Below are 22,176 nucleotides of genomic sequence, written 5' to 3' on the forward strand. Positions count from 1 at the left end.
AGACCATACATAGAATAAGTTTAAGAAGATTCTAGCATACGTATAAGTTAAAGGCAAAAAAGAAAGGTCGCTCAATGTGCGACCTTTCCCAGCTCTTTGACGGAACGAATCATGTTGCTGATTGTTCTTTATGTAAATGTATTATTTTACAGCATCTTTAAGAGCTTTACCTGGTTTGAATGCAGGAACTTTGCTTGCTGGAATTTCGATTTCTTCACCAGTTTGTGGGTTGCGACCTTTACGAGCAGCACGTTCACGAACTTCGAAGTTACCAAAACCGATTAATTGTACTTTGTCCCCATCTTTTAATGCATCTAAGATAGATTCAAAAACAGCGTCAACTGCTTTTGTAGCGTCTTTTTTAGAAAGTTCACTCGCTTCTGAAACAGCGTTGATTAAATCTGTTTTGTTCATGCCATTCACCTCCTCCCAAAAGTTCTTAATCCTAATATAATAGCTAGAAACCCTTGTATGTCAAGTGATTCTAGTAATTACTTATTTTCATTTGTTCACACTTTTCGTGAATTCTATACATGTAATTGCTTTGACACGCCTATCATAAACGATTTATTACTATAATTCAATCTTTTTTCCTTTAAAAAAGCGTAGAAAGCGTATGAAATCAACGTTAATGATACTTGGCTGATAAAAGATTAACATATGAAACAACCATGAATCAAGCTAAAACTATGTAATTTCGCTATATATTACTAATATTACATAAAAAATAAGCTTTTTCTGGAAATCGCTTTCAGATTTAGTAACATATTTCTCTTTTTAAGCGCTGACGGGCGCTCATAGCCTCTTAACAAGAATATTTCTTTGTTACTTCTTTACCCATTCCCTTCCGTTTTAATCCTTAATCCTCTTCATTTATATTTTCCTACCATAACAACCGTCTCATTTTCTACTTTCACACAAAAACAAAAGTAACTTTCCATCAAAAAAAGCCCCTTGTGAAAGGAGCTTTTTGGCCTAAAGGATGATGGCAATTAATCCGCCTGATCCCTCATTAATAATACGTTCGAGCGTTTCTTTAAGCTTATAGCGTGCATTCTCTGGCATTAAGGACAGTTTCGCCTGAATTCCTTCGCGAACAATAGAGCTTAAAGAGCGGCCAAAAATATCGGAATTCCAGATGGATAGCGGATCGTCTTCAAAATCCTGCATGAGGTATCGCACTAATTCTTCGCTTTGTTTTTCAGTTCCGATAATTGGTGCGAACTCTGATTCAACATCCACCTTAATCATATGAATAGACGGAGCGACTGCCTTCAAGCGGACGCCGAAACGGGCTCCTTGACGAATAATCTCTGGCTCATCTAAGCTCATATCAGCAAGGGACGGAGCGGCAATGCCATATCCGGTCTGTTTGACCATTTTCAAGGCATCTGACACCTGATCATATTCCGCCTTGGCATGAGCAAATTCCTGCATAAGCTGAAGAAGGTGATCACGTCCTCTAATTTCCACACCGACAACCTCTTTTAAAATTTGATCATAAAGATCGTCTGGTGCATATAGGTCGATCTCTGCAATCCCTTGCCCCATCTCAATTCCCGCTAGGCGAGCCTGCTCGATAAAATCATAGCCGCTAAAGTGTTCAACCACTCGGTCCACGTCACGAAGTCGTTTAATGTCTTTGACCGTGTCTTGAACAGCCCCTTGGTAGCTTTCACGAAGCCAGTGCTGATCCTTTAAGACCATGACCCAGCTTGGTAGATTTACGTTCACTTCAAGCACTGGGAACTCAAACAGCGCTTCGCGAAGCACGTTCAGTACGTCGTTTTCTCTCATCGTTTCAACACTCATCGCTAGTACAGGAATATCGTACTTCTCACTTAAATTTGCTCGAAGCTTCTCTGTGTTTGGATGATGTGGCTGAGCTGAATTGACAATCATAATAAATGGCTTACCGACTTCTTTTAGTTCTTCAATGACTCTTTCCTCAGCCTCAATGTAGTCCTCACGAGGAATTTCACCAATTGAACCATCCGTTGTCACAACTACTCCAATCGTCGAATGCTCTTGAATGACCTTTCTCGTTCCAATCTCAGCCGCTTCATGGAACGGAATTGGTTCTTCATACCACGGTGTTGTAATCATGCGAGGTCCATTTTCATCTTCATATCCCTTCGCTCCAGGAACCGTGTACCCTACACAATCTACTAATCGAATATTAACTTCTAAGCCGTCATTCACCTCAATATTGACCGCCTGATTCGGTACAAATTTAGGCTCTGTCGTCATAATAGTTTTACCAGCTGCACTTTGGGGTAACTCATCTTGTGCTCTTGCACGCTCTGCTTCACTTGAGATGTTTGGTAACACTACTAATTCCATAAACTTTTTAATGAAAGTAGATTTCCCTGTTCTTACTGCACCAACTACTCCTAAATATATATCTCCACCTGTACGTTCAGCGATGTCTTTGAAAATATCGAACTTTTCCAAAAAGATCCCCCTCCGATCTATTAGTTCATGGGTTATGGTATTCATTGCAAGAATAGAATAGGACATTATATAGTTATGACGTTGTCCTATTAAAATATGACTTTCAAAAAAACTTTTCTTTCATTTTGGTTTTTTCTTCGCTTCATTACGCGAGACTAGCATCAGGATCATCGAAAAAACCTTATTTATGTGCCCAGCTGGATGTGTCATAGATAAACTGAAAAGTCATTCTTCAATATGAAAAACCCTTTCTCTTTGATTTTATTCAGTGAGAAAGGGTTCATGACTTATTTTTCTAAAAAGACAGGTTCATCTTTTTTTGAATCAATCGTATACGGCAATGAATACGCAGGGACAAAATCAGAATGTTCCATCAATATTGAACGAATGTCTGTCCCTACCTGTAATTTCTCTTTCGTCTCCTTCATTTCTGCATACAGATCAGAGGAATAGTCTACAAACAATTTACCGTCTTGATTTACGATAAGAGGCAGATTATGACCTGTAAAAGGACTTTCAACGTAAGGCTCTTGATCAAGACCTAATTTTTTATAATTCAGTGCAAAGACTCCCTTGCCGAGAACCTTTCCAAATGGTACGTAACCGCTGTTACTTTCGCGGTACATATCCAAGCGTAGCGTGAGGTCACGAATTTTATCTGCCATTCGAACGTCAATCACTTTGACCGTTGGAGCTTTTTCAACGTTTACAAGCACGTATGAATAGACACCTCCGCTTTCAAAGGCTGTGCCCGGTGGTTCCTGCATGTATGAGGGCATGAGTTTGTTAAAATCAATGGGATATTTCTGATAGAGTGGTGTGCTCATGTCTCTCGTTTTGATGGGCAACAAACCTCCACTATCTGTTTGAAATTGGTTGACAGCTGTTTGTACAGCTGCTATTTGATCCTTATACGGCACTTGATTTTGCTTCAGCTGATCATCAGGGTACAAGCATCCTCCTAAAAGAAGCACAAGCCATACGGATAGGACACATAAGCTCCATCGTTTCATATTTCGTTTCCCGGCCATATGTATCATTATTGATCGACGGGTCCACTAAACACAACGAACACAATCATAATTCCAGCTACAATCATAAAACTGTATGCCACGAGGGCTGTTATCCCTTTTATAATTCCTTTTTTGACTTTGTAACGGCTAATATAAATAGCTAAAATTGCAATAAACATAAACCCCATCGATGAAAGCGCTATCCACATTTTCATTAAAGCTGGTGACATGACCCTAACCTCCCTCCCTTGTCCTCATATTATAGCATAGAAAGAATGAATAAAAATGGAAAAAAAGAAGGCCATGCATCTGCATGACCTTCTTTTTAACTTCGGCCTAAAATATTCGCTAAGTCTTCCATTTCATGTGTTTTCGTACGTGCCATTAAAGCATCTACCGCCTGTTTTGGATGAACATTATTGAACAAAACGTTGTATAAAGCTTTTGTTAAAGGCATTTGCACGTCGTATTTTTCAGCCAGCTGATAAGCAGCCTTCGTTGTACGAACACCTTCTACAACCATGCCCATGTTTGCCAGTACCTCGTCAAGGTTGTGTCCTTTACCGAGGAGATTACCAGCACGCCAATTTCGCGAATGAACGCTTGTGCACGTCACAATTAAATCTCCAATTCCGGTTAGACCAGAAAAAGTAAGCGGATTAGCACCCATTGCGGCACCAAGGCGCGCAATTTCAGCTAGTCCTCGCGTAATAAGCGCTGCTTTTGCATTATCACCATACTCCAGGCCATCTGTAATCCCAGCGGCAAGTGCAATAATATTTTTGAGCGCTCCGCCAATTTCCACCCCAATTACATCCGGGTTTGTATACACCCTAAAATAATGCTGGTTGTTAAAGAGCTCTTGTACCTCTTCTGCAGCCTGCATATTTTTTGATGAAACGGTAACAGTCGTTGGCTGTCTTTTACTTACTTCTTCTGCATGACTAGGCCCTGATAGGACGACAACGTCTTTTAATAGACGAGGCGGCATTTCTTCTTCAACAATTTCTGAAATACGAAGAAGTGAATCAGGCTCAATCCCTTTGCTGACATGAACAATTGTATATGGAGAATGCTCAATCTCAATAAGCTTTCTCAATACTTCTCGAATGGCTTTTGTCGGTACTGCAAGAATAATTGTGGAAACATCCTCTACAGCTTCCTGCAAGGAGCTATATCCAACAATTGAAGTTGGCAACTCGATCCCAGGTAAGAAGCGTTCGTTTCGATGTGTTTCATTAATCTCCTCAATCGTTTCGGAGCGATGAGCCCACAGCTTTACTTCATGACCATTATCTGCTAATACAAAGGCCAAAGCCGTTCCCCAGCTCCCTGCACCTAATACGCCGATACGTTTCATCTCAATCACATCCCTGTCTTTATTTACGAGGTCGTGCGAAAATTTTGATTGGCGTTCCTTCAAAACCAAAGGCTTCACGTAGTTTGTTTTCTAAGAAGCGCTCATATGAGAAATGCATAAGCTCTGGATCATTAACAAATACCACGAATGTTGGTGGTTGAATCGCCACTTGAGTCGCGTAGAAAATCTTCAGACGATTACCATTATGAGTTGGCGTAGGATTCATTGCCACTGCGTCCATAATTACATCATTGATAACAGTTGTCGGTACACGCTGTGAATGACTTTCACTTACCATATCAACAACAGGTAACAGCTTGTGCGTACGTTTTTTCGTTTTCGCTGATAAGAACACAATAGGTGCATAGCTTAAGAATAAAAAGTGCTCGCGAATTTTCTCTTCAAAGTCACGCATTGTTTTTTCATCTTTTTCAACTGTATCCCACTTGTTTACAACGATTACAACGGCTTTTCCTGCTTCATGCGCATAACCAGCAATTCGTTTATCTTGCTCAATAATTCCTTCTTCTGCGTTTAAAACGACTAAAACTACGTCAGAACGCTCAATCGCCTTTAACGCACGTAGTACACTATACTTTTCGGTACTCTCATATACTTTTCCTTTTTTACGCATACCTGCTGTATCAATAATCACATATTCTTGACCATCACGTACAAGCTTTGTATCAATGGCATCGCGCGTTGTTCCTGCCACATCACTAACGATGACACGATCTTCTCCTAGCATAGCGTTTACAAGCGATGATTTTCCAACGTTTGGACGACCGATTAAGCTAAACTTGATAACCTCGTCACCATACTCCTCTTCCCCTTCTTTCGGGAAGTGTTCTGCTGCTGCATCTAGAAGATCTCCTAATCCGATACCGTGAGTACCTGAAATCGGGAATGGCTCTCCAAATCCTAATGCGTAAAAGTCATAAATCTGCTCGCGCATTTCAGGATTATCAATTTTGTTTACCGCTAACACAACAGACTTCTTTGAACGATATAAAATCTTTGCAACCTCTTCATCAGCCGGTGTAACACCGTCTCGACCGTTTGTCATAAAAATAATAACGTCTGCCTCATCAATAGCAATTTCAGCCTGACTTTTAATTTGCGCTAAAAATGGCTCGTCTCCAATATCAATACCACCTGTATCGATAATGTTAAAATCATAATTCAACCATTCTGCTGAACTATAAATACGGTCTCTTGTTACTCCTGGAATATCTTCAACAATTGAGACACGCTCTCCTACAATACGATTAAAAATTGTCGATTTCCCTACGTTAGGACGACCAACAATCGCTACGATCGGTTTTGGCATGACACATCTTCCTCTCTTCTACTTCTTGTTATGTGCAGATCACATAGACAGAAGCGTTTTTCTACAATTTATCATCGTTAACGAACAAAACTCGTTCATTATTTACATTAATTCCATCATATATTCGTTCTTTTTTGCACCTAAATCCTCATTTACTCATGAAGCTTGTCTCATTCCATAAGAGACAACCACATCGGCTTCTTTTCAACTAGTATGTGACCTAAAAAAACGATAGAGGCGACTTCAAAATGGGTTATCTCCCTTTTTGAGTCGCCCCCCAGCCTAACTTAAACATTCTATCAAAAAATAACCTATTCAACAATATGATCTTTGACATTGATCTTATTTATTCGAAACACTTTGACGAGCCTGACTCCGCGTATAGCGGTTAACGTACTCGACTCCATAAGCAATGCCTTGCCAAACAAGGACCATCATCACTGCGTTTGCTGCAATGTCTAAAAAGGACAGCGCTCCTACTTGGTAATCGGTATAAGGTGATAGAATATAGCTGTACAAAAAGTCTCCTTGTCCTGCCCCAACCACAAGTCCGATTAAACGATGTTCAAATTCTTTTAGAAGTATACAGGTCACATATGCAAGCAGCAAAGCAAGCGCAAAGCGACGATCGAGAAAAAACCAGACAGGATCATACATTTCAAATAACAAATAGCTTGCATAGGCTAATGAAAGAATGACGGTTATAATACCCATTCGCACCTTAAGAGCACGGTCATAGTAGGTAAGGCGGCTGTAGCAACTGATGAGTAGAACGACAAGCGTTCCACTGACTAAAAAAGGCCCTACTTCTACTTTGATTGTAGAGGCGATAATGCTAAGTAAGAGAATATATACATAAATGAGTCGCTCTCTTCCCTCTTCTTTAAAAAAGGTCAGAATCGTCCACCCAATCCACGAAAACCAATAAAAAAAAATCCCTTCCATTTTACACTTCCTTCCTTATCCTCTCATTATGTATCATTTTTTGGGAACTTAATCGATTTCACACATAAAAGAGCAAGGAATGTAAAAAATAGAAACGTTCACTTAAAGGATTATTGAGGAGGTAGAATGATGGGAAAAGACCGCCAAGAAAAGAAGCTAAAACAATCCAAACGTGTAGAATCTGACCGTGACCAAGGACTTCACTATCCAGGCGCAACAAGCCTAGATACTCCTGAAGAAGCGAAAAAAACAAATCGTTAAAAAAACGCCCCTGTAAGGGGGCGTTTCATTATGAACGACGCGCAAAAGCCGTCGTATCAATTCCTCTTTGATTTAACCAATGATACGAGTCACCTGAAAGAACGACGGGAGCCTGCTTTAACTCCTCAATAGACGTTGCCCCAACTGCTGTCATAATCATCTTCAATTCTTTATGAAGGTGATGAACCTCTTCAATGACTGCTTCTTGCCCTTCATCTACTAGCACCTTTAAAAAGTATCCGGCCATTCCAGTAGCAGAAGCGCCTAAGGCTATTGACTTCCCAACATCAAGCGAAGTTTGAATTCCCCCTGACCCAATGATTGAAAGGCTCGGCACAGAGGAAGCCACTTCCGCAAGAGACGTGACTGTCGTAATTCCCCATTCATCAAAAAATGCAAGCTCTCGACTTCTTCGCTTGTTTTCAATTCGTGAGAAATTTGTCCCACCGTAGCCGCCTACATCGACAATCGGAACGCCAATTTCTTCTAACTTCTTCACCGTTTCCTTCGTCATTCCGTAACCTACTTCTTTGACGATCACCGGAACCTCTAGTTCCTTTACAAGTGCTTCAATGCGGCGAAGAGCTCCTGAAAAATGACGATCTCCTTCAGGCATGACAAGCTCTTGAATAATATTCAAATGTACTTGCATCGCATCAGCTTCAAGCATATCCACCGCTTTTTTTGCCTGATCGACCGTCGCTTCGCTGCCTAAATTTGCAAAGATCTTCCCCTTCGGATGCCTCTTTCTTACAATTCGATACGTAGACTCTTCTTCTGTGTTTTTAATGGCAGACATTTGTGAGCCTACCGCTAGAGCCAACCCGCATTCATTTGCTATTTCCGCAAGCGCATGATTAATATGTTCTGTTTCTTTACCTCCGCCACCTGTCATCGCATTGATAAAAATCGGCGAACTTAACGTAAGTTCGCCGATTTTTGTTTCTATTTGAGTTCCGTCGACATTTGTATCGGGCAGGCTATTGTGCACAAACCGCACATCTTCAAACCCATGCAGACGATGCTGACCCGTATGGATGGCGTGATGGATGTGATCAATTTTACGTTTTTCTCTATTCACCAGGCATCACCATTACTTTAATTTTTTTAACTGATCGCCAATCATATCTCCTAACTGGAAACCTCTTGTCTCTTCCGTAGGCTCATACTCTTTGTAGTCTTGACGTTCTTGCGCTTCTTCTAATTCACGAATGCTGAGCGATAGGCGTTTATCTGCTACATTCACTTCGAGAACTTTCACTTTAACAGTATCTCCTTCTGATAACACTTCATGCGGAGTACCGATATGCTTATTTGAAATGTGAGAGATATGCACAAGTCCTTCCACACCAGGCGCGATTTCAACGAACGCACCAAATGAAACAAGTCGTTGCACTGTTCCTTCAATTACATCACCGGCCTGAACTTTCTCGCCGATATGATCCCATGGACCTTCAAGCGTATCCTTGATTGATAGAGACACGCGGCCATTGTCCTTATCAACAGATAAAATCTTCACCTTCACTTTTTGACCTTCTTCAACTACTTCAGACGGATTGTCTACGTGTTGATGAGAAAGCTGTGAAATATGGACAAGTCCGTCAAGACCACCAATATCAACAAAAGCACCGAAGCTTGTTAGGCGCTGCACCGTTCCTTCAACAACTTCTCCTTGCTGTAAGGACGTTAAACGAGCTTCTTTTTTATTCAGCTGCTCTGCTTCTACAACCGCACGATGAGAAAGGATCACGCGATTTTTTTCTCGATCCAGTTCAACTACTTTTACTGAAAGTGTCTGACCCTTGTACTCTTCAAAGTCGTCTACAAAGTATGTTTCTACTAATGACGCAGGAATAAAGCCTCTTACTCCAATATCAACAACTAGTCCGCCTTTAACAACTTCCTTCACTTCTGCTTCAAATACTTCTCCTGAGTCAAGCTTCGCTTCAAGATCTTCCCAAGCAAGTTCTGCATCGACTGCGCGCTTCGATAAAACTAACAGCTCGTCTTCAACTTTTGTTACTTTTGCTTGAAAACTAGCGCCTTCTTTAATCGCGTCACCTGCTTTTTCAACGTGCAGGCTTGAAAGCTCACTAATCGGTACGATTCCGTCTAGCTTACTGTTTTCTACCTCCACTAGTACTTGTTTTTCTTCAATTTTTGTGACCGTTGCTTTGACAACGTCACCGATCTGTAAGTTGTTTACCTCTACGTTATTCATATCTTCCGTCATTTTTATTTCCTCCTTTATTACCCACCTAGTAAATATGTATTTTCTGAATATAAAACATGTATGCTTAATATTGAGAACATGCCTTAGTTGTGTAGCATCGGAGTTCAATGTAAAAATCTTCTTTGTAACTAACTTCTAATAAAAGTACCCTTTTTGTCAAGAAATAAGCATCTCTTTACTGGTGTTTGTCTAATAATTCGGCAATTTTACTCATGATCACATCTGTTACTACTTCAGCTGAAGCACGCTCCTGCTTATAAGTCGTTAAATCGATAGGTTCACCGTACACGACTTTTACCTTCTTAAACTTCCGATAAGGACCGATTACGGCACATGGAACAACTGCCGCTTCCGAACGAAGGGCAAAAAAACCTACGCCGGCTAAACCTTTTCCTAATTTTCCGTCTTTACTTCTCGTACCCTCTGGAAAAAGTCCTAACACTTTACCTTCTTTTAAAATTCCAAGACCTTTTCGAAGTGCTTCCCGATCACTCATCCCTCTTCGAACCGGAAAGGCTTCTAGTTTAGGAAGGATGCTTTTTAATAAAGGTAATTTAAACAGTTCTTCTTTTGCCATGAACGAAACCGGACGGGGGCACGTAATTCCCACAGCCGGCGGGTCAAGGTTATCTATATGGTTACTGCAGACGATTACTCCACCTTCTGATGGAACGTTCTCTGCTCCGACCACTTCAAATCGGTAGACGGGGGACAAAATCCCTTTTACTGCTGAACGTGCAAACGTATAAAAGCTCATTTCTTTCAAGCCCTTTCATTAATAACTGTCATAATTTTATCTACTACCCCTAAAATATCCAAAGACGTGGTATCAATCTCTACTGCGTCATCAGCTTTTTTCAACGGTGATACTTCACGTTCAGAATCCAGCTTGTCTCTTTGAGCGATCTCCTCTTTTAACTTCTCTAAATCTGCCGGAAATCCTTTTGAAAGATTTTCTTCGTATCGTCTTTTTGCACGTTCCTCTACTGAAGCAAGCAAAAAGATTTTCACTTCTGCATTTGGTAAAACGTGTGTACCAATGTCGCGACCATCCATGACAACGCCACCTTGGTTGCCCATTTGCTGCTGTCTAGCCACCATTTCTTCACGCACTGTTCGGTGCCTAGCAGTAATTGAAACAGAATTCGTCACTTCAGAAGAACGAATTTCTCTTGTTACATCTTTACCATCTAATAGAACCGCTTGTCCAGCTTCTGTTTGCTCTAATTGAATGGTTGTTTGTTTTAACACTTCAAGCAACGCTGTTTCATCTTCTAAATGTACGCCATTTATTTGGGCTTTATATGTTAACGCTCGGTACATTGCACCTGTATCGACATAAATATATGACATTTTTTCCGCAATAATTTTCGCTACTGTACTTTTCCCTGCTGCTGCGGGCCCGTCAATAGCAATCGAAATTGTTTTCTTCATAAGAGTCCTCCTTCTATCCTCATCTCATCGCTGTTGAAATAAAGGATGACGCAAAAAAGAGCAGGTCCATTTCCCTGCACTTTCCTCGCTTTTATTGTGTTTTATTTTAGCATAAGTTTATTTACTGGTCGAATGTTTCCACAATTTTAGTGAAATTATTCTTCGTTACGCCCTCATATTGGATAACCTTTGAAAAATAGCTGCTGTAATCGCTAAAAAGAAGGATTGACTGGGCCACAAGTAAAAAAAGGAACTGAATTATAACAAGCTTCAGCAAAATCTGTTCGACTCTTTTCATCACACTAGTTCTCCCTCATAGAAAGTATTAAAGCAAAGACGACTTTACTTATCAGAATGAACTAGAATGCTGTTTCTTATACCTCTAGATAACCCCTTTGTTCTTCAACTCTAGCTGCCTTTTAAAAACATAGCGGATAATATTCCCACGATCTTCTGTGGAAATATTCGTAAACAGCAGTGATACGCGGGCAGGCTCTCGGTCTGTCTTTGCACTAATTCGAATGATTGTCGCTGGAAGTGTCAGCGTGAGAACCTTCCCATCTCCACCAGGTATATCAAAAGACACGACGATTTGATGATGCCTTTGAAGATTCGCTTGATCCTTTAAAAGAGCCGCAAATCCCCCTGCGCTGATATCTAACATTTTTGTTTGAAACGGTAAAAATTCGTTTTTCGTCGAAAAAAATTGAACAGAAAGAGATGCCGGAACACGTACAAATTGACGTCGTTGCACCCGTTTAAGTGACTCTGGGAGCAACAGCTTAATAACAGGAATATTTCGAACTGCGCGCCCAATGACCGAACTATTAAAAGCATAAACGTTGTTATCTCTTCCTAAGAAGGTAATACGAAGGTTTGTTTGATTAACTAAAAAGACGGTTTTGTCCGTTGCTTCGTTAATAGGATAGCTAATGTAGACATATCCATTTTCTAAATCTGCTACCTTACATTTGTACACAGCTCGATCAATTGAAGCCGTATCCTCTAAAGTAAGCGTCATTCCAACTTGAATCATTTCTCCAACTCCTCGTGATGATCGCCTATATATACCCATTTTACACTATTTTTTCTTTTTTTTGCTACATAAATAGGTATTTATAACTAAAAAATAAGACCTACATCTGTTCCAGTAGGTCTTATCTCTTGTTATGATTGATCGTACAGCGCTTCAGCATTCTTTAATTTGTCTACTTTTTCTTCACGACCCGTTTTTGCATTTACGAAAATTCGGTACGTGTCATCATTAATCGTTCCTAAAAATTCATAACAAAGTACTTCCTCATTAAGGTCGTTGTTTATGATCGCTAGACGATCTTCCATTATTTTCACATTCTCATTTATCTTCTTCATAGCCTCTTGCTTCGTCAATTCTGGCTTTGGTATTTTACGAAGGCGGTGCGTAAGTAAAAAGTCTTTCGCAGAGAAACCAACGATATTTCCATTTTGCAGCGACACTTTCATTTTCACAGCATCCGGATAAATCCAAACACCGTCTTGCTCTTCTACATAGGTGAACACGCCTGTATTATCATACTGGGTGCTTTCGGCCATTACGAGACTAACAAATCGCTGTTTCTTTAAAAATTTGTTTGATTTCTCCATAGCCTGATTCAAGCTGATATTCGTTTTTTTGCTATCCTCTGTTGAAAGAATCCAAATTGGATAGCCACCTTTTTTTGTAACATCCATATAGATTTCATTTTTCGTATCAGGATCTTTGATGGTTAAACTATAAGCATCATATTTTGATTCTTTTCCACTTTCAGTGACCGTAATTTTTTCATTTCCTTTTAGAGTTAAAAATGAACGGGCAACCTGTTTCGCTTGTTCCTCGCTAATTTTCTTGCCTTTTAGCTGAGAAAAGTCTTGATTTTGCTGTGAGACGGTTACAAAGCTTGGACCAAAGTCTGATTCATCGTAGCCTTCCATGCTTTTTTCAACCGTTTTTAATCCATCCACAATGGTGTTATCTTCCGACTTTTCGTTCGTAGCAAGGGCAAGCTCTACGTCCATCCAGCGTAAATTTTCGCTAAGGACCATTTGTTGAACATGACGTAATTCATTTTGGATATCTGTAGACGTTTTATATAATGATTTTAATGTTTTATATTCATCGCTTGATAGCGGCTCTTTACTTAAATCACGAACCGCAGCTCGGTAGCTAAAGTTTCCGACGTTTGCGAGAAAATCTTCTGTTTTATTAAATGGTAACAGCGCAAGAGGAAGCTGACCGACGTTTTCCTGCGCTTCAGATGTCAAACGCCATACCTCAGCTAAAGCAGGAGACAAACTTTCTCTTGAACTCATTGCGAGCGTATTCCCAATTTTGTTGTTTAACAGATCCATTTCGTACGTTAAATCATGAAAAGCACGCTGATAATTATTTTCTGCCTGCATTAATACAGCGGTTTTTTGCTGATGCTCTGTATATCCCCAGTATCCAACTCCAATGACGCCAACGGCTAGAATAACAATTAGAATATTACGTATCAAATTCATTCACCCCTTTATTTACAGAAAATATGTTTCCCGATTTGTTTAATTTGTGGTCGAGACCAAATCCATGCGCTAGTCGCCGTGTTTGGGTTGAAATAGTACAGTGCATCACCCGTTGGATCCCAGCCGTTAATCGCATCAATAACGGCTTTTTCGGCCTGCTGGTTTGGCTCAAGCCAAATCTGACCATCCGCTACAGCCGTAAATGCACCAGGCTCAAAAATAACCCCTGCTACGGTATCAGGGAAGTTTGCACTGTCCATTCGGTTTAAAATAACGGCTGCCACTGCTACTTGACCTACATATGGCTCACCGCGTGACTCTCCGTACACGGCATTTGAGATTAACTTAATATCATTTTGTGTAAATCCACTAGGAACGTTAACAGCGCTTTGCTTTTGCTTAGGGGCTTCTTTCTTGCCTCCGCTTTGATTGTTATTCGCCTGTTGTTTGCCGCTGTTGTTATTACCTGAGCTATTTCCTTTGGACGGCGCACTTTGACCGCCTTTTCCGGATTGCCCGTAATACTTAAATTTTTTCCCTTTGTGCATTTCCTTTTTTACATATTGTTCTTGATATTGCGTGACGCTTACGAGCTTTTGTCGCGTTTTTAGTCCACCTAGTCCGTCTACTTTCATACCAAATTCATATTGAAAGTTACGAAGAGCCCAGTACGTACTCCAACCAAACACTCCGTCAATCTTTCCATTGTAAAAACCGACATACTGAAGACGAGACTGCAATTCAATTACATCATCCCCAACGGCGCCGTGCTGAATTACCTGATTTGAAAAAGCACGAGCTTCGTTTCCAGTGGGTAAAATAGAAAATAGTGCTGTCATCACCATTAAGCCACTAACTAACATCCATTTGCGTACTCGTTGAAACGATCGCATATTATAACCTCCTACATGATGCCAATCTCACGATAGGAGTATTTTCTGTAAAGGGTGACATTTTATACAGTAACTTAATAAATTTCTCCAGATAAAAAAGCGCAGGGATGAGGAGCATCCCTGCGCTTTTTTATGAATCCAACGATCGTTCATGTTTTTATAGTGCTTTACTTGCTTTGTTAAAAGTGAGTTGCTTTGCTTGCTTCGCCTTACGCAAGCCTAACCACCATAGATAACACATGAATGGAATAATGACTAACACCCAGTTTGTAAATGCGATGAGAATGTAGTCGTATGCTCCGTGTAAAAAAATCGGAATCGTGAGTGAAAGCACAATCCATTTTTGCCTCTTTTGAGCCTTCGTCTCAAATTTCCCTCGCCCAAGATAATAGCCCATAATCACGCCAAAAAGCGCGTGACTTGATACCGGAAGCATAGCTCGTCCAAATGCATCATGTAGGCCATTGGCAAACAAGTATAAAATATTTTCTACGGTCGCAAACCCAAGAGAAACGGCTGCTCCATACACGATACCATCATAATGTTCATCAAATTCGACGTGCTGGTAAATCGTGAAAAATAAAATAAACCATTTAAAAAACTCTTCTAAGAGACTAGAGGATACAAATGCTTGCAAAAGCGCTGAATGAAAAATGTGTTCCTCTTTCACTACATATTGAATAAACATAATCGGCAATACTAGAATAGCGCCAGATATGAAGGTGCGTAACACCATCGTAATCGGTTCGGTTTCCAGCTCATCTTTCAAGTAAAAATAACTTAAAAGCGCTAACCCTGGGGCGATTCCTGCCGAAATGATTGTTAGCATAAAAGAGCCTCATTTCCTCTATTTTTTTTAATCGTATCATGTTATGGTAAGAAAGAAAATGAAATGACATTGATTATCCAAATTTTTCTTAAAAGGAGCTACATATGAAAACTGTTTTAATCTTACATACTGGTGGAACCATTTCAATGAAAGAAGATACAACTGGTGCCGTGAAGCCAGATGGACGTAATCCTCTTGCCGACACAGCGCCTTCTTTGAAAAATTTAGCAACGATTATTTCAGAGGAAATTTTTTACCTTCCCTCTCCACATATGACACCAAAAGATATGCTGATTATTTCAAATCGAATTAAAGAAAAAATAGATGAAGACAACTCCATTGATGGGGTAGTCATTACACACGGTACGGATACGTTAGAAGAAACGGCCTACTTTTTAGATTTAACGCTAGATATCGATGTTCCTGTCGTACTAACGGGTGCAATGCGTTCAAGCAATGAAATCGGATCAGATGGTCTCTATAATTTAATTAGCGCCATCCGAGTTGCTACAAGTGAAAAGGCACGTCAAAAAGGCGTTCTTGTTGTCATGAACGATGAAATTCATACGGCCAAAAACGTAACAAAAACTCATACAAGCAATGTGGCAACGTTCCAAAGCCCACAATACGGCCCCATCGGAATGGTCACAAAAACCGATGTTACGTTTCACCATACGCCAAATCATCTAGATGTTTATTCTATTTCAGACGTTTCCAAAAATGTACTTTTATTAAAAGCCTATGCAGGGATGGACGAGCAGATTTTCAATGCCATTCAAACGATTCCGATTGATGGTCTTGTCATTGAAGCACTTGGACAGGGAAACCTCCCTCCAACAACCGTACCAGCCATTACGCATCTTATCCAAAAAGGCATCCCTATTGTTCTTGTTTCCCGCTGCTTTAACGGAATCGCTCAAGATGTGTATGGATACGAAGGAGGCGGCAAACAGTTAAAGGATCTCGGCGTTATTTTCTCCAATGGATTGAACGGTCAAAAGGCCCGTCTAAAGCTGCTTGTGGCTTTAGAAACAACACATGATCATGACAAGCTGCAATACCTCTTTAATCAGTAAAAAAACGGCACCTGTTAAGGGTGCCGTTTTTTTATACGCCTCTTTTTTGTGTAACGTAGGATGCGATTTGTCCACCGTGAAAACGACCGTTTTCAATGAAGATTTCATTCACGTTGTTACCTGCTGCAATGACACCTGCAATAAAAATACCTTCTACATTTGTTTCCATCGTATCGACATTATGAACAGGTCTACCCGTTTCTGCGTCGATCTCCACACCCATTTTTTGAATAAAGCTGTGGTCAGGATGGTAGCCTGTCATCGCAAAAACGAAATCGTTTTTCAGACGACATTCGTTGCCATTTTGCTCATAAACTACGGTGTCTTCCGTTATTTCTTTCACAGCCGCATTGAATTCCATACGCACTTCACCATTGCGAACAAGGGCTTCAAATTCTGGTAAAATCCATGGTTTAATACTCGAAGAATATTCGCTGCCACGGTAGAGAACTGTCACTCTTGCTCCACATTTCACAAGTTCAAGCGCTGCGTCCACGCTCGAATTTTTTCCTCCTATTACCACCACATCTTTATCAAAATAAGGATGTCCCTCTTTGAAATAGTGCGCCACTTTTGAGAGTTCTTCTCCTGGCACGTTCATGTAATTAGGATGATCGTAGTAACCTGTTGCGATGACAACGTGCTTCGCTTCATACGTTTGCTTTGTCGTACGCAAGCGAAATGCTCCGTCATCCTGCTTCGTCACATCTTCTACCTTTTCAAAAGGATGGATACGTAAATCTTTGCGTTTTGCTACCTGGCGATAATAAGCGAGCGCTTGATTACGCTTTGGCTTCCGCTGTTCAATAATAAATGCAACATCACCAATTTCTAACTTTTCACTTGAGCTAAAAAACGTTTGATGAGTCGGATAGTGATAAATCGCATTCACAATGTTCCCCTTTTCAATCACTAGGGCATCGATCCCTTCATTTTGAAAAGCAATCGCCGCTGCTAATCCACAAGGACCTCCCCCAATAATAATTACTTCTTCTTTCTGCATCTTGCTACACTCCTCTATTGATATCAGCTTGCTGTTTGATCTATTACGTAATATGCTCAACTACTGTTCAAAGTTCAGTTGAGAAGTTTTTCCGCACAAAAAATCTCCTACCATATAAATGATAGGAGATTTTTTCATATCTGGCAACTAATTAAGGTTTAGATCCACCCGCGGAAACGAGATGCTTCCGCCATCTTTCGAACCCCAACCATATACGCTGCAAGACGCATATCAACTTTACGCGTTTGAGCCGTTTCATAAATACTATTGAATGATTTCACCATTACTTTTTCAAGCTTTTCTTCTACTTCTTCTTCTGTCCAATAGTAGCCTTGATTATTTTGAACCCATTCAAAATAGGATACTGTAACGCCGCCTGCACTGGCAAGAACGTCTGGGACAAGTAAAATGCCGCGCTCTGTGAGAATTTGCGTTGCTTCTAACGTCGTTGGACCGTTGGCCGCCTCTACGACGATTTTTGCACGGATGTCATGCGCATTTTCTTCCGTAATTTGATTCTCAATTGCTGCAGGAACTAAAATATCACATTCTAATTCAAGCAGTTCTTTATTCGTAATCGTATTGTTGAAGAGCTTTGTAACCGTTCCAAAACTGTCACGTCGGTCTAATAAGTAATCAATATCTAGACCTTCTGGGTCATGAAGGGCACCATAAGCATCCGAAATCGCAATAACCTTTGCTCCTGCATCATGCATGAACTTTGCTAAGAAGCTTCCTGCATTTCCAAACCCTTGTACCACTACGCGAGCCCCTTCAAGGTTAATTCCTTTACGTTTTGCAGCTTCACGTATACAAAGCGTTACGCCTTTTGCTGTTGCCGTTTCGCGTCCATGGGAGCCTCCTAAAACAAGGGGCTTCCCAGTAATGAAACCAGGTGAATTAAATTCATCAATACGACTATATTCATCCATCATCCATGCCATAATTTGCGAGTTCGTAAATACGTCTGGAGCTGGAATATCTTTTGTAGGACCTACTATTTGGCTGATCGCCCTTACATAACCACGGCTAAGTCGCTCAAGCTCACCGAATGACATGTTTCTTGGGTCACATACGATTCCACCTTTACCACCACCATACGGCAAATCAACAATGCCGCATTTAAGGCTCATCCAAATAGAAAGCGCTTTCACTTCTTTTTCACTTACTAGGGGATGAAATCGAATTCCTCCCTTTGTTGGACCTACCGCATCGTTGTGCTGAGCACGATAGCCAGTAAAAATCTTAACCGAGCCATCATCCATGCGAACAGGTATTTTCACCGTCATCATACGAAGCGGCTCTTTTAACAATTCATAAACTTCTTCAGGATAGCCTAGTTTGTCTAAAGCTTTATGTATTACAATTTGCGTTGCTTTTAAAACATCATGCTTGTCTTCTTGGTCGTGTTTTTGATCTTGTGTTTTGTCGGCTACCATCGACCGAACCTCCTAAAATCAATCAATTAGCCCAACGGCTTCTTTCATGACATAGTATACACTTTTCCCAAACTTATGCAAAGAAAAAATAGATACTTTTCACATTTTTTCATCAACTATCAGAAAACGCTTTCGAAACATTTAGGAGAGTGTTAAAATAATTATTTGCAGTCTGCGTATGATACGTTTTGCTGCTGTTTTTACATTAAAAAAGAAGACGCTATAGAAAAAAGCAAACACAAAAAAGACCTCTTACGCAAGGTCTTCTACATGTTTTCTCGTACTATTAGTTTATTAAAAAATGGCGCGAATATTTGATAGCGCATTATGTTCCATCAGAAGCTTTCCATACTCGTGCACGCGATACTTTGTTGTTGTAGAAGGACTACCAAATTCCGCAAAAATGGCGATGAGATCATTTAAATCAATCTCTTCCTGAGAAGCATGATCCACAAGTATATAAAAGCGGTTCTCAAAAGAATACAAGGTGCTTTCAACGACTAGAGAAGAAGACAGTGTTTTTGCTAATTGAATCACATCTTCAAATGTTTGAAACTCAAAAAACATGTCGTGACTTTCATCGAGCGTCACTTGCATCTCAATATAATCGTTTGCGTAATCATCCTCCAGGTCATCCTCATAAACTTCGTCTCGAGTAGTGACGATCACAACCATCCCCTGTGCTTGCAAGGAAAATACCTCGACGGAAAGAAACTGCGTGGGTTTGAAATCCAATTCTTCGCTCGCTTGTTCAATCATGTCGCGAAAAAGCTGTTGAACCTTAAGCGAATTTCGCCATAGATCTTCTTTCGTAAGACCTCTGTCTAATAAATCGTCTAATGTAAGAAAAATTTTGATCTTATCATAATTTAGACGTTCTAATCGCATATATGCCCCTCCCCGCTCACAGTCATACCCATCTACTTCTATTACTTCATCATATGAAATTTCTGGAAGATGGTGCTTTGTATATTACTAAGAGTTTACCCCTTTCACTTGAAAAATACAAGATATTAAGAACTTTCTTTTTCAAGCCCCTCTTGAAGCCATTTGTTCCAATGCTCTTTTGTGTTTCCTAATAAAAAACCATTGATTTCTTTTTTTTCAGCTGCCGTCATCTGATCAAAAGCATATCCTCCGAGACCGATCTGTAAAAAAGGAAACTTTTCAGCTAATCCGCGGGCAATCTCAACCGTCTTCGGTGCATTATGAAGCATCGTACAAGACATAAAATAAAACGTTGGATTAACTTCCTCTACAATCGTTTCAATATCGTTGTCATCAATACTCGTGCCGAGGTAAATGACTTCGAAACCTTTTCGGCGTAAAAATAAAGTGAAAATGAGTAGCCCTACCTCATGCGTCTCTTCTGGTCCACACACGGCAATTGCTTTTGGAAGCAGCCCGTTAGATGGAAGAGAATAAAAAATCATGCTAATACGATTTTTCAAGATTTGAGTGGCATAATGCTCATGAGCACTTGTAATTTTATGATTCTCCCACATATCACCAATTGTAACGAGCAGTGACCCCAAAATTTCAATAACCACCTTTTCAACCGAATATAGGCTAAATGCTTGGTTAATTAAATCTTGAGATTTTCCCTCTTCAAACGCAAGGAGCAACTTCAGCAGCTGATCACGAATTTTACGAGGTGATTCTACTTCTTCCTCTTCTTCTGTATCAATATGTCCCACTTCATTTTCCAAAATGGACACTGCTTGGCTAATGGTAAAACCGTTCTCCACTTTTTCTGCTAGCCACTTCAACTTTTTTAAATCTTCCTCTGTATACAAACGATGACCAGAATCGTTACGAACCGGATTTAAGATCTGGTATCTTCTTTCCCATGCTCGTAAGGTTCCTGGCTGTATCCCTACTAAATTTGAAATAGCTTTAATATTATATTTTCCGTCTTGAGAAGTCATACGTACCCTCCACCATCTATACTCAGTTATTTGCATTATATTCTAATGTAACCTTTGTGTAAAATTCGTATATGCTTTGTATAGTGGTAGAACATCTCATATGCAACAAGATTACTTCATTTTTTTCAATGTTACGTAATTTGCTTCACTTTTCGCTTCTAAGCGCAGTGGCAGTTTGGTCGTTCCATATCCATTACTTACAAACAACAACGTATTTTTACTTTTTTTAAATCCACCTTTTTCATAAGGTCCTTGATTAAAAACGCGAATTTGCCCTCCATGAGTGTGCCCACTTAACACGAAGGAGATCTGGTGCTCTGCTTTAATTTTATGTACAATATCAGGATTATGGCTGACAAGCAGACGAAAACCAGGCTCTTCACAGTCGCTGAGCGCCAAATCTAGGCGATCACGTCGTTCAGACAAATCATCCACCCCTAATAGATAGAGAATTTCCTCCTTTTCTGATTCAAACTTAACCGCTCGATTATCTAGAATGGTGACCCCTTCATTTAGCATTAAGGCATCTAGCTCATGATAATCGACTTCATAATCATTATTCCCCCAAACAAAATATAGCGGTCCTATTTTTTTTAACGCCTTTAGATTTGCTCGAATTTGTTCCATCGGGACACCTTTTTCAGCCAAATCTCCTCCAATAATCACTAAATCTACTGTTCCACTTATCTGATCGAGAAGCTTTGATGAAACGAGACGACGATGAATATCGGAAATAAAGAAAATGCGAATTTCACCAAAACTATCAGGAAAATCAGCTAGTGGCACTTCATGATACACGACTCGATTCCGTTTTGCCTCCGCAAACATATATACAAGCAGTCCTGCTCCTAGTACAAGTAATAGTACAATAATGCCCATATGTCCTCCTTATGCAACAAAAGCGTTACTCCTAACAAGACAAATAGAAAGACCCTTTCTCTGAAGCATTTACTTAGAGAAAAGGCCTTATGTCTACTGCCATAGAAGCGTACACCTTATTTGTTCTCGTGATATAAATTAACTCCGAACTGTTCCTTCATCACTTTAAACACGTGCTGCCTTGCTTCCCAACGTTCTTCGGTCGGCCATAAATCCGTGCTTTTTTTGATTAGCTCACAGCGTAGGTCATGATATTCTTTCTCTGCTTTTTCTCTTTTTTTATTCAGCTGAATGCCATATCCATACAAAAAGGCAATGAACAATATCGCCATGAGATGATAGCTTGTTCCAAATAAAAAGTCCACGATTACTCCCATATGAAACGAGGCAACCGATTGGAGCGCATATAGTATATATAATAGAAATAAAAGCGATGAAAATAAGGCAATTAGCTTTGCGTGTTTTTCCTTTCGCTCTAATCGGTCAAATTTCACTTTACGATCCACGATATTTTGCAAAAAACACTTCGTAGCTTCATCTGTTTCACGACCAAGTGCTTGAATAGACAATTCCATGTAA

The 22,176-nt window shown here is 40.1% G+C and carries 24 protein-coding genes; 2 read left to right on the plus strand and 22 right to left on the minus strand.

All coding sequences use genetic code 11. The annotated features are described in order from the left end of the window. Positions 1–141: 141 nt before the first annotated feature. From IE339_RS17965 to IE339_RS17995, 7 genes are all read right to left on the minus strand, one after another. Positions 142–414, minus strand: a complete 273-nt coding sequence (locus IE339_RS17965) for an HU family DNA-binding protein (RefSeq protein ID WP_053402298.1) — start codon at positions 412–414, stop codon at positions 142–144. 561 nt (positions 415–975) lie between these two features. Next, positions 976–2,454: a stage IV sporulation protein A gene (gene spoIVA, locus IE339_RS17970; RefSeq protein ID WP_053402297.1), complete on the minus strand. Its 1,479-nt coding sequence runs from the start codon at positions 2,452–2,454 to the stop codon at positions 976–978. A 287-nt stretch (positions 2,455–2,741) separates the two neighbouring features. After that, positions 2,742–3,467 carry a hypothetical protein gene (locus tag IE339_RS17975; RefSeq protein WP_242169755.1) on the minus strand — a complete coding sequence of 242 codons (726 nt, stop codon included), beginning with the start codon at positions 3,465–3,467 and terminating at the stop codon, positions 2,742–2,744. 26 nt (positions 3,468–3,493) lie between these two features. Then, positions 3,494–3,697: a DUF2768 domain-containing protein gene (locus IE339_RS17980; protein ID WP_242169757.1), complete on the minus strand. Its 204-nt coding sequence runs from the start codon at positions 3,695–3,697 to the stop codon at positions 3,494–3,496. Positions 3,698–3,792: 95 nt separating this feature from the next. Beyond that, on the minus strand, positions 3,793–4,827 hold the full coding sequence (locus IE339_RS17985) for an NAD(P)H-dependent glycerol-3-phosphate dehydrogenase (RefSeq protein ID WP_242169759.1): 1,035 nt from the start codon (positions 4,825–4,827) through the stop codon (positions 3,793–3,795). A 19-nt stretch (positions 4,828–4,846) separates the two neighbouring features. Further along, positions 4,847–6,157 (minus strand): ribosome biogenesis GTPase Der, encoded by a 1,311-nt coding sequence (gene der / locus IE339_RS17990; protein WP_242169761.1) that lies wholly within the window; start codon positions 6,155–6,157, stop codon positions 4,847–4,849. 342 nt (positions 6,158–6,499) lie between these two features. Further along, positions 6,500–7,102 carry a YphA family membrane protein gene (locus IE339_RS17995; protein WP_242169764.1) on the minus strand — a complete coding sequence of 201 codons (603 nt, stop codon included), beginning with the start codon at positions 7,100–7,102 and terminating at the stop codon, positions 6,500–6,502. A gap of 129 nt (positions 7,103–7,231) precedes the next feature. On the opposite strand from IE339_RS17995, the gene IE339_RS18000 reads away from it, so the two are divergent. Next, the gene (locus IE339_RS18000; RefSeq protein ID WP_242176231.1) at positions 7,232–7,363 is read left to right on the plus strand and encodes a YpzI family protein; all 132 of its coding nucleotides are present in this window, start codon (positions 7,232–7,234) and stop codon (positions 7,361–7,363) included. Between the two features lie 28 nt (positions 7,364–7,391). Here the strand turns inward: IE339_RS18000 and fni are convergent, their stop codons facing one another. The 9 genes from fni to prsW form a co-directional block, all read right to left on the minus strand. After that, the gene (gene fni, locus IE339_RS18005) at positions 7,392–8,444 is read right to left on the minus strand and encodes a type 2 isopentenyl-diphosphate Delta-isomerase (RefSeq protein WP_242169766.1); all 1,053 of its coding nucleotides are present in this window, start codon (positions 8,442–8,444) and stop codon (positions 7,392–7,394) included. A gap of 12 nt (positions 8,445–8,456) precedes the next feature. Then, the gene (gene rpsA / locus IE339_RS18010; protein ID WP_242169768.1) at positions 8,457–9,596 is read right to left on the minus strand and encodes a 30S ribosomal protein S1; all 1,140 of its coding nucleotides are present in this window, start codon (positions 9,594–9,596) and stop codon (positions 8,457–8,459) included. A 175-nt stretch (positions 9,597–9,771) separates the two neighbouring features. Beyond that, positions 9,772–10,353, minus strand: coding sequence for a lysophospholipid acyltransferase family protein (locus IE339_RS18015; RefSeq protein ID WP_242169770.1), 582 nt, complete (start codon positions 10,351–10,353; stop codon positions 9,772–9,774). A 5-nt stretch (positions 10,354–10,358) separates the two neighbouring features. Further along, entirely contained in the window at positions 10,359–11,030 is a 672-nt protein-coding gene (gene cmk / locus IE339_RS18020) for a (d)CMP kinase (protein ID WP_242169772.1), read from the minus strand. Between the two features lie 121 nt (positions 11,031–11,151). Next, positions 11,152–11,328, minus strand: coding sequence for a YpfB family protein (locus tag IE339_RS18025; protein WP_169775972.1), 177 nt, complete (start codon positions 11,326–11,328; stop codon positions 11,152–11,154). Between the two features lie 84 nt (positions 11,329–11,412). Continuing rightward, positions 11,413–12,066 carry a flagellar brake protein gene (locus IE339_RS18030; RefSeq protein ID WP_242169774.1) on the minus strand — a complete coding sequence of 218 codons (654 nt, stop codon included), beginning with the start codon at positions 12,064–12,066 and terminating at the stop codon, positions 11,413–11,415. 131 nt (positions 12,067–12,197) lie between these two features. After that, a complete protein-coding gene (gene ypeB / locus IE339_RS18035) occupies positions 12,198–13,544 on the minus strand; it encodes a germination protein YpeB (protein ID WP_242169776.1) in 1,347 nt (448 codons plus the stop codon). Positions 13,545–13,558: 14 nt separating this feature from the next. Next, positions 13,559–14,443 carry a spore cortex-lytic enzyme gene (sleB, locus tag IE339_RS18040; RefSeq protein WP_397428580.1) on the minus strand — a complete coding sequence of 295 codons (885 nt, stop codon included), beginning with the start codon at positions 14,441–14,443 and terminating at the stop codon, positions 13,559–13,561. A 157-nt stretch (positions 14,444–14,600) separates the two neighbouring features. Beyond that, positions 14,601–15,272 (minus strand): glutamic-type intramembrane protease PrsW, encoded by a 672-nt coding sequence (gene prsW, locus IE339_RS18045; protein ID WP_053402285.1) that lies wholly within the window; start codon positions 15,270–15,272, stop codon positions 14,601–14,603. A 104-nt stretch (positions 15,273–15,376) separates the two neighbouring features. Between prsW and IE339_RS18050 the strand changes: the two genes are divergently transcribed. Beyond that, the gene (locus tag IE339_RS18050) at positions 15,377–16,348 is read left to right on the plus strand and encodes an asparaginase (protein WP_242169778.1); all 972 of its coding nucleotides are present in this window, start codon (positions 15,377–15,379) and stop codon (positions 16,346–16,348) included. Between the two features lie 31 nt (positions 16,349–16,379). Here the strand turns inward: IE339_RS18050 and IE339_RS18055 are convergent, their stop codons facing one another. The 6 genes from IE339_RS18055 to IE339_RS18080 all read right to left on the minus strand — a co-directional run bounded on the left by IE339_RS18055 (position 16,380) and on the right by IE339_RS18080 (position 22,172). After that, positions 16,380–17,351, minus strand: a complete 972-nt coding sequence (locus IE339_RS18055) for a YpdA family putative bacillithiol disulfide reductase (RefSeq protein ID WP_242169780.1) — start codon at positions 17,349–17,351, stop codon at positions 16,380–16,382. Between the two features lie 158 nt (positions 17,352–17,509). After that, positions 17,510–18,790: a Glu/Leu/Phe/Val family dehydrogenase gene (locus IE339_RS18060; protein WP_242169783.1), complete on the minus strand. Its 1,281-nt coding sequence runs from the start codon at positions 18,788–18,790 to the stop codon at positions 17,510–17,512. A gap of 294 nt (positions 18,791–19,084) precedes the next feature. Beyond that, positions 19,085–19,678, minus strand: a complete 594-nt coding sequence (locus tag IE339_RS18065; protein WP_242169784.1) for a genetic competence negative regulator — start codon at positions 19,676–19,678, stop codon at positions 19,085–19,087. A gap of 125 nt (positions 19,679–19,803) precedes the next feature. Then, positions 19,804–20,718: a MerR family transcriptional regulator gene (locus IE339_RS18070; protein WP_242169787.1), complete on the minus strand. Its 915-nt coding sequence runs from the start codon at positions 20,716–20,718 to the stop codon at positions 19,804–19,806. A gap of 111 nt (positions 20,719–20,829) precedes the next feature. Further along, positions 20,830–21,597, minus strand: a complete 768-nt coding sequence (locus tag IE339_RS18075; protein WP_242169789.1) for a metallophosphoesterase — start codon at positions 21,595–21,597, stop codon at positions 20,830–20,832. Positions 21,598–21,713: 116 nt separating this feature from the next. Beyond that, entirely contained in the window at positions 21,714–22,172 is a 459-nt protein-coding gene (locus IE339_RS18080; RefSeq protein ID WP_242169791.1) for a DUF2663 family protein, read from the minus strand. Between the last annotated feature and the right edge of the window lie 4 nt (positions 22,173–22,176).

This window comes from Priestia koreensis (assembly GCF_022646885.1).
Classification (GTDB): Bacteria; Bacillota; Bacilli; order Bacillales; family Bacillaceae_H; genus Bacillus_AG; species Bacillus_AG koreensis_A.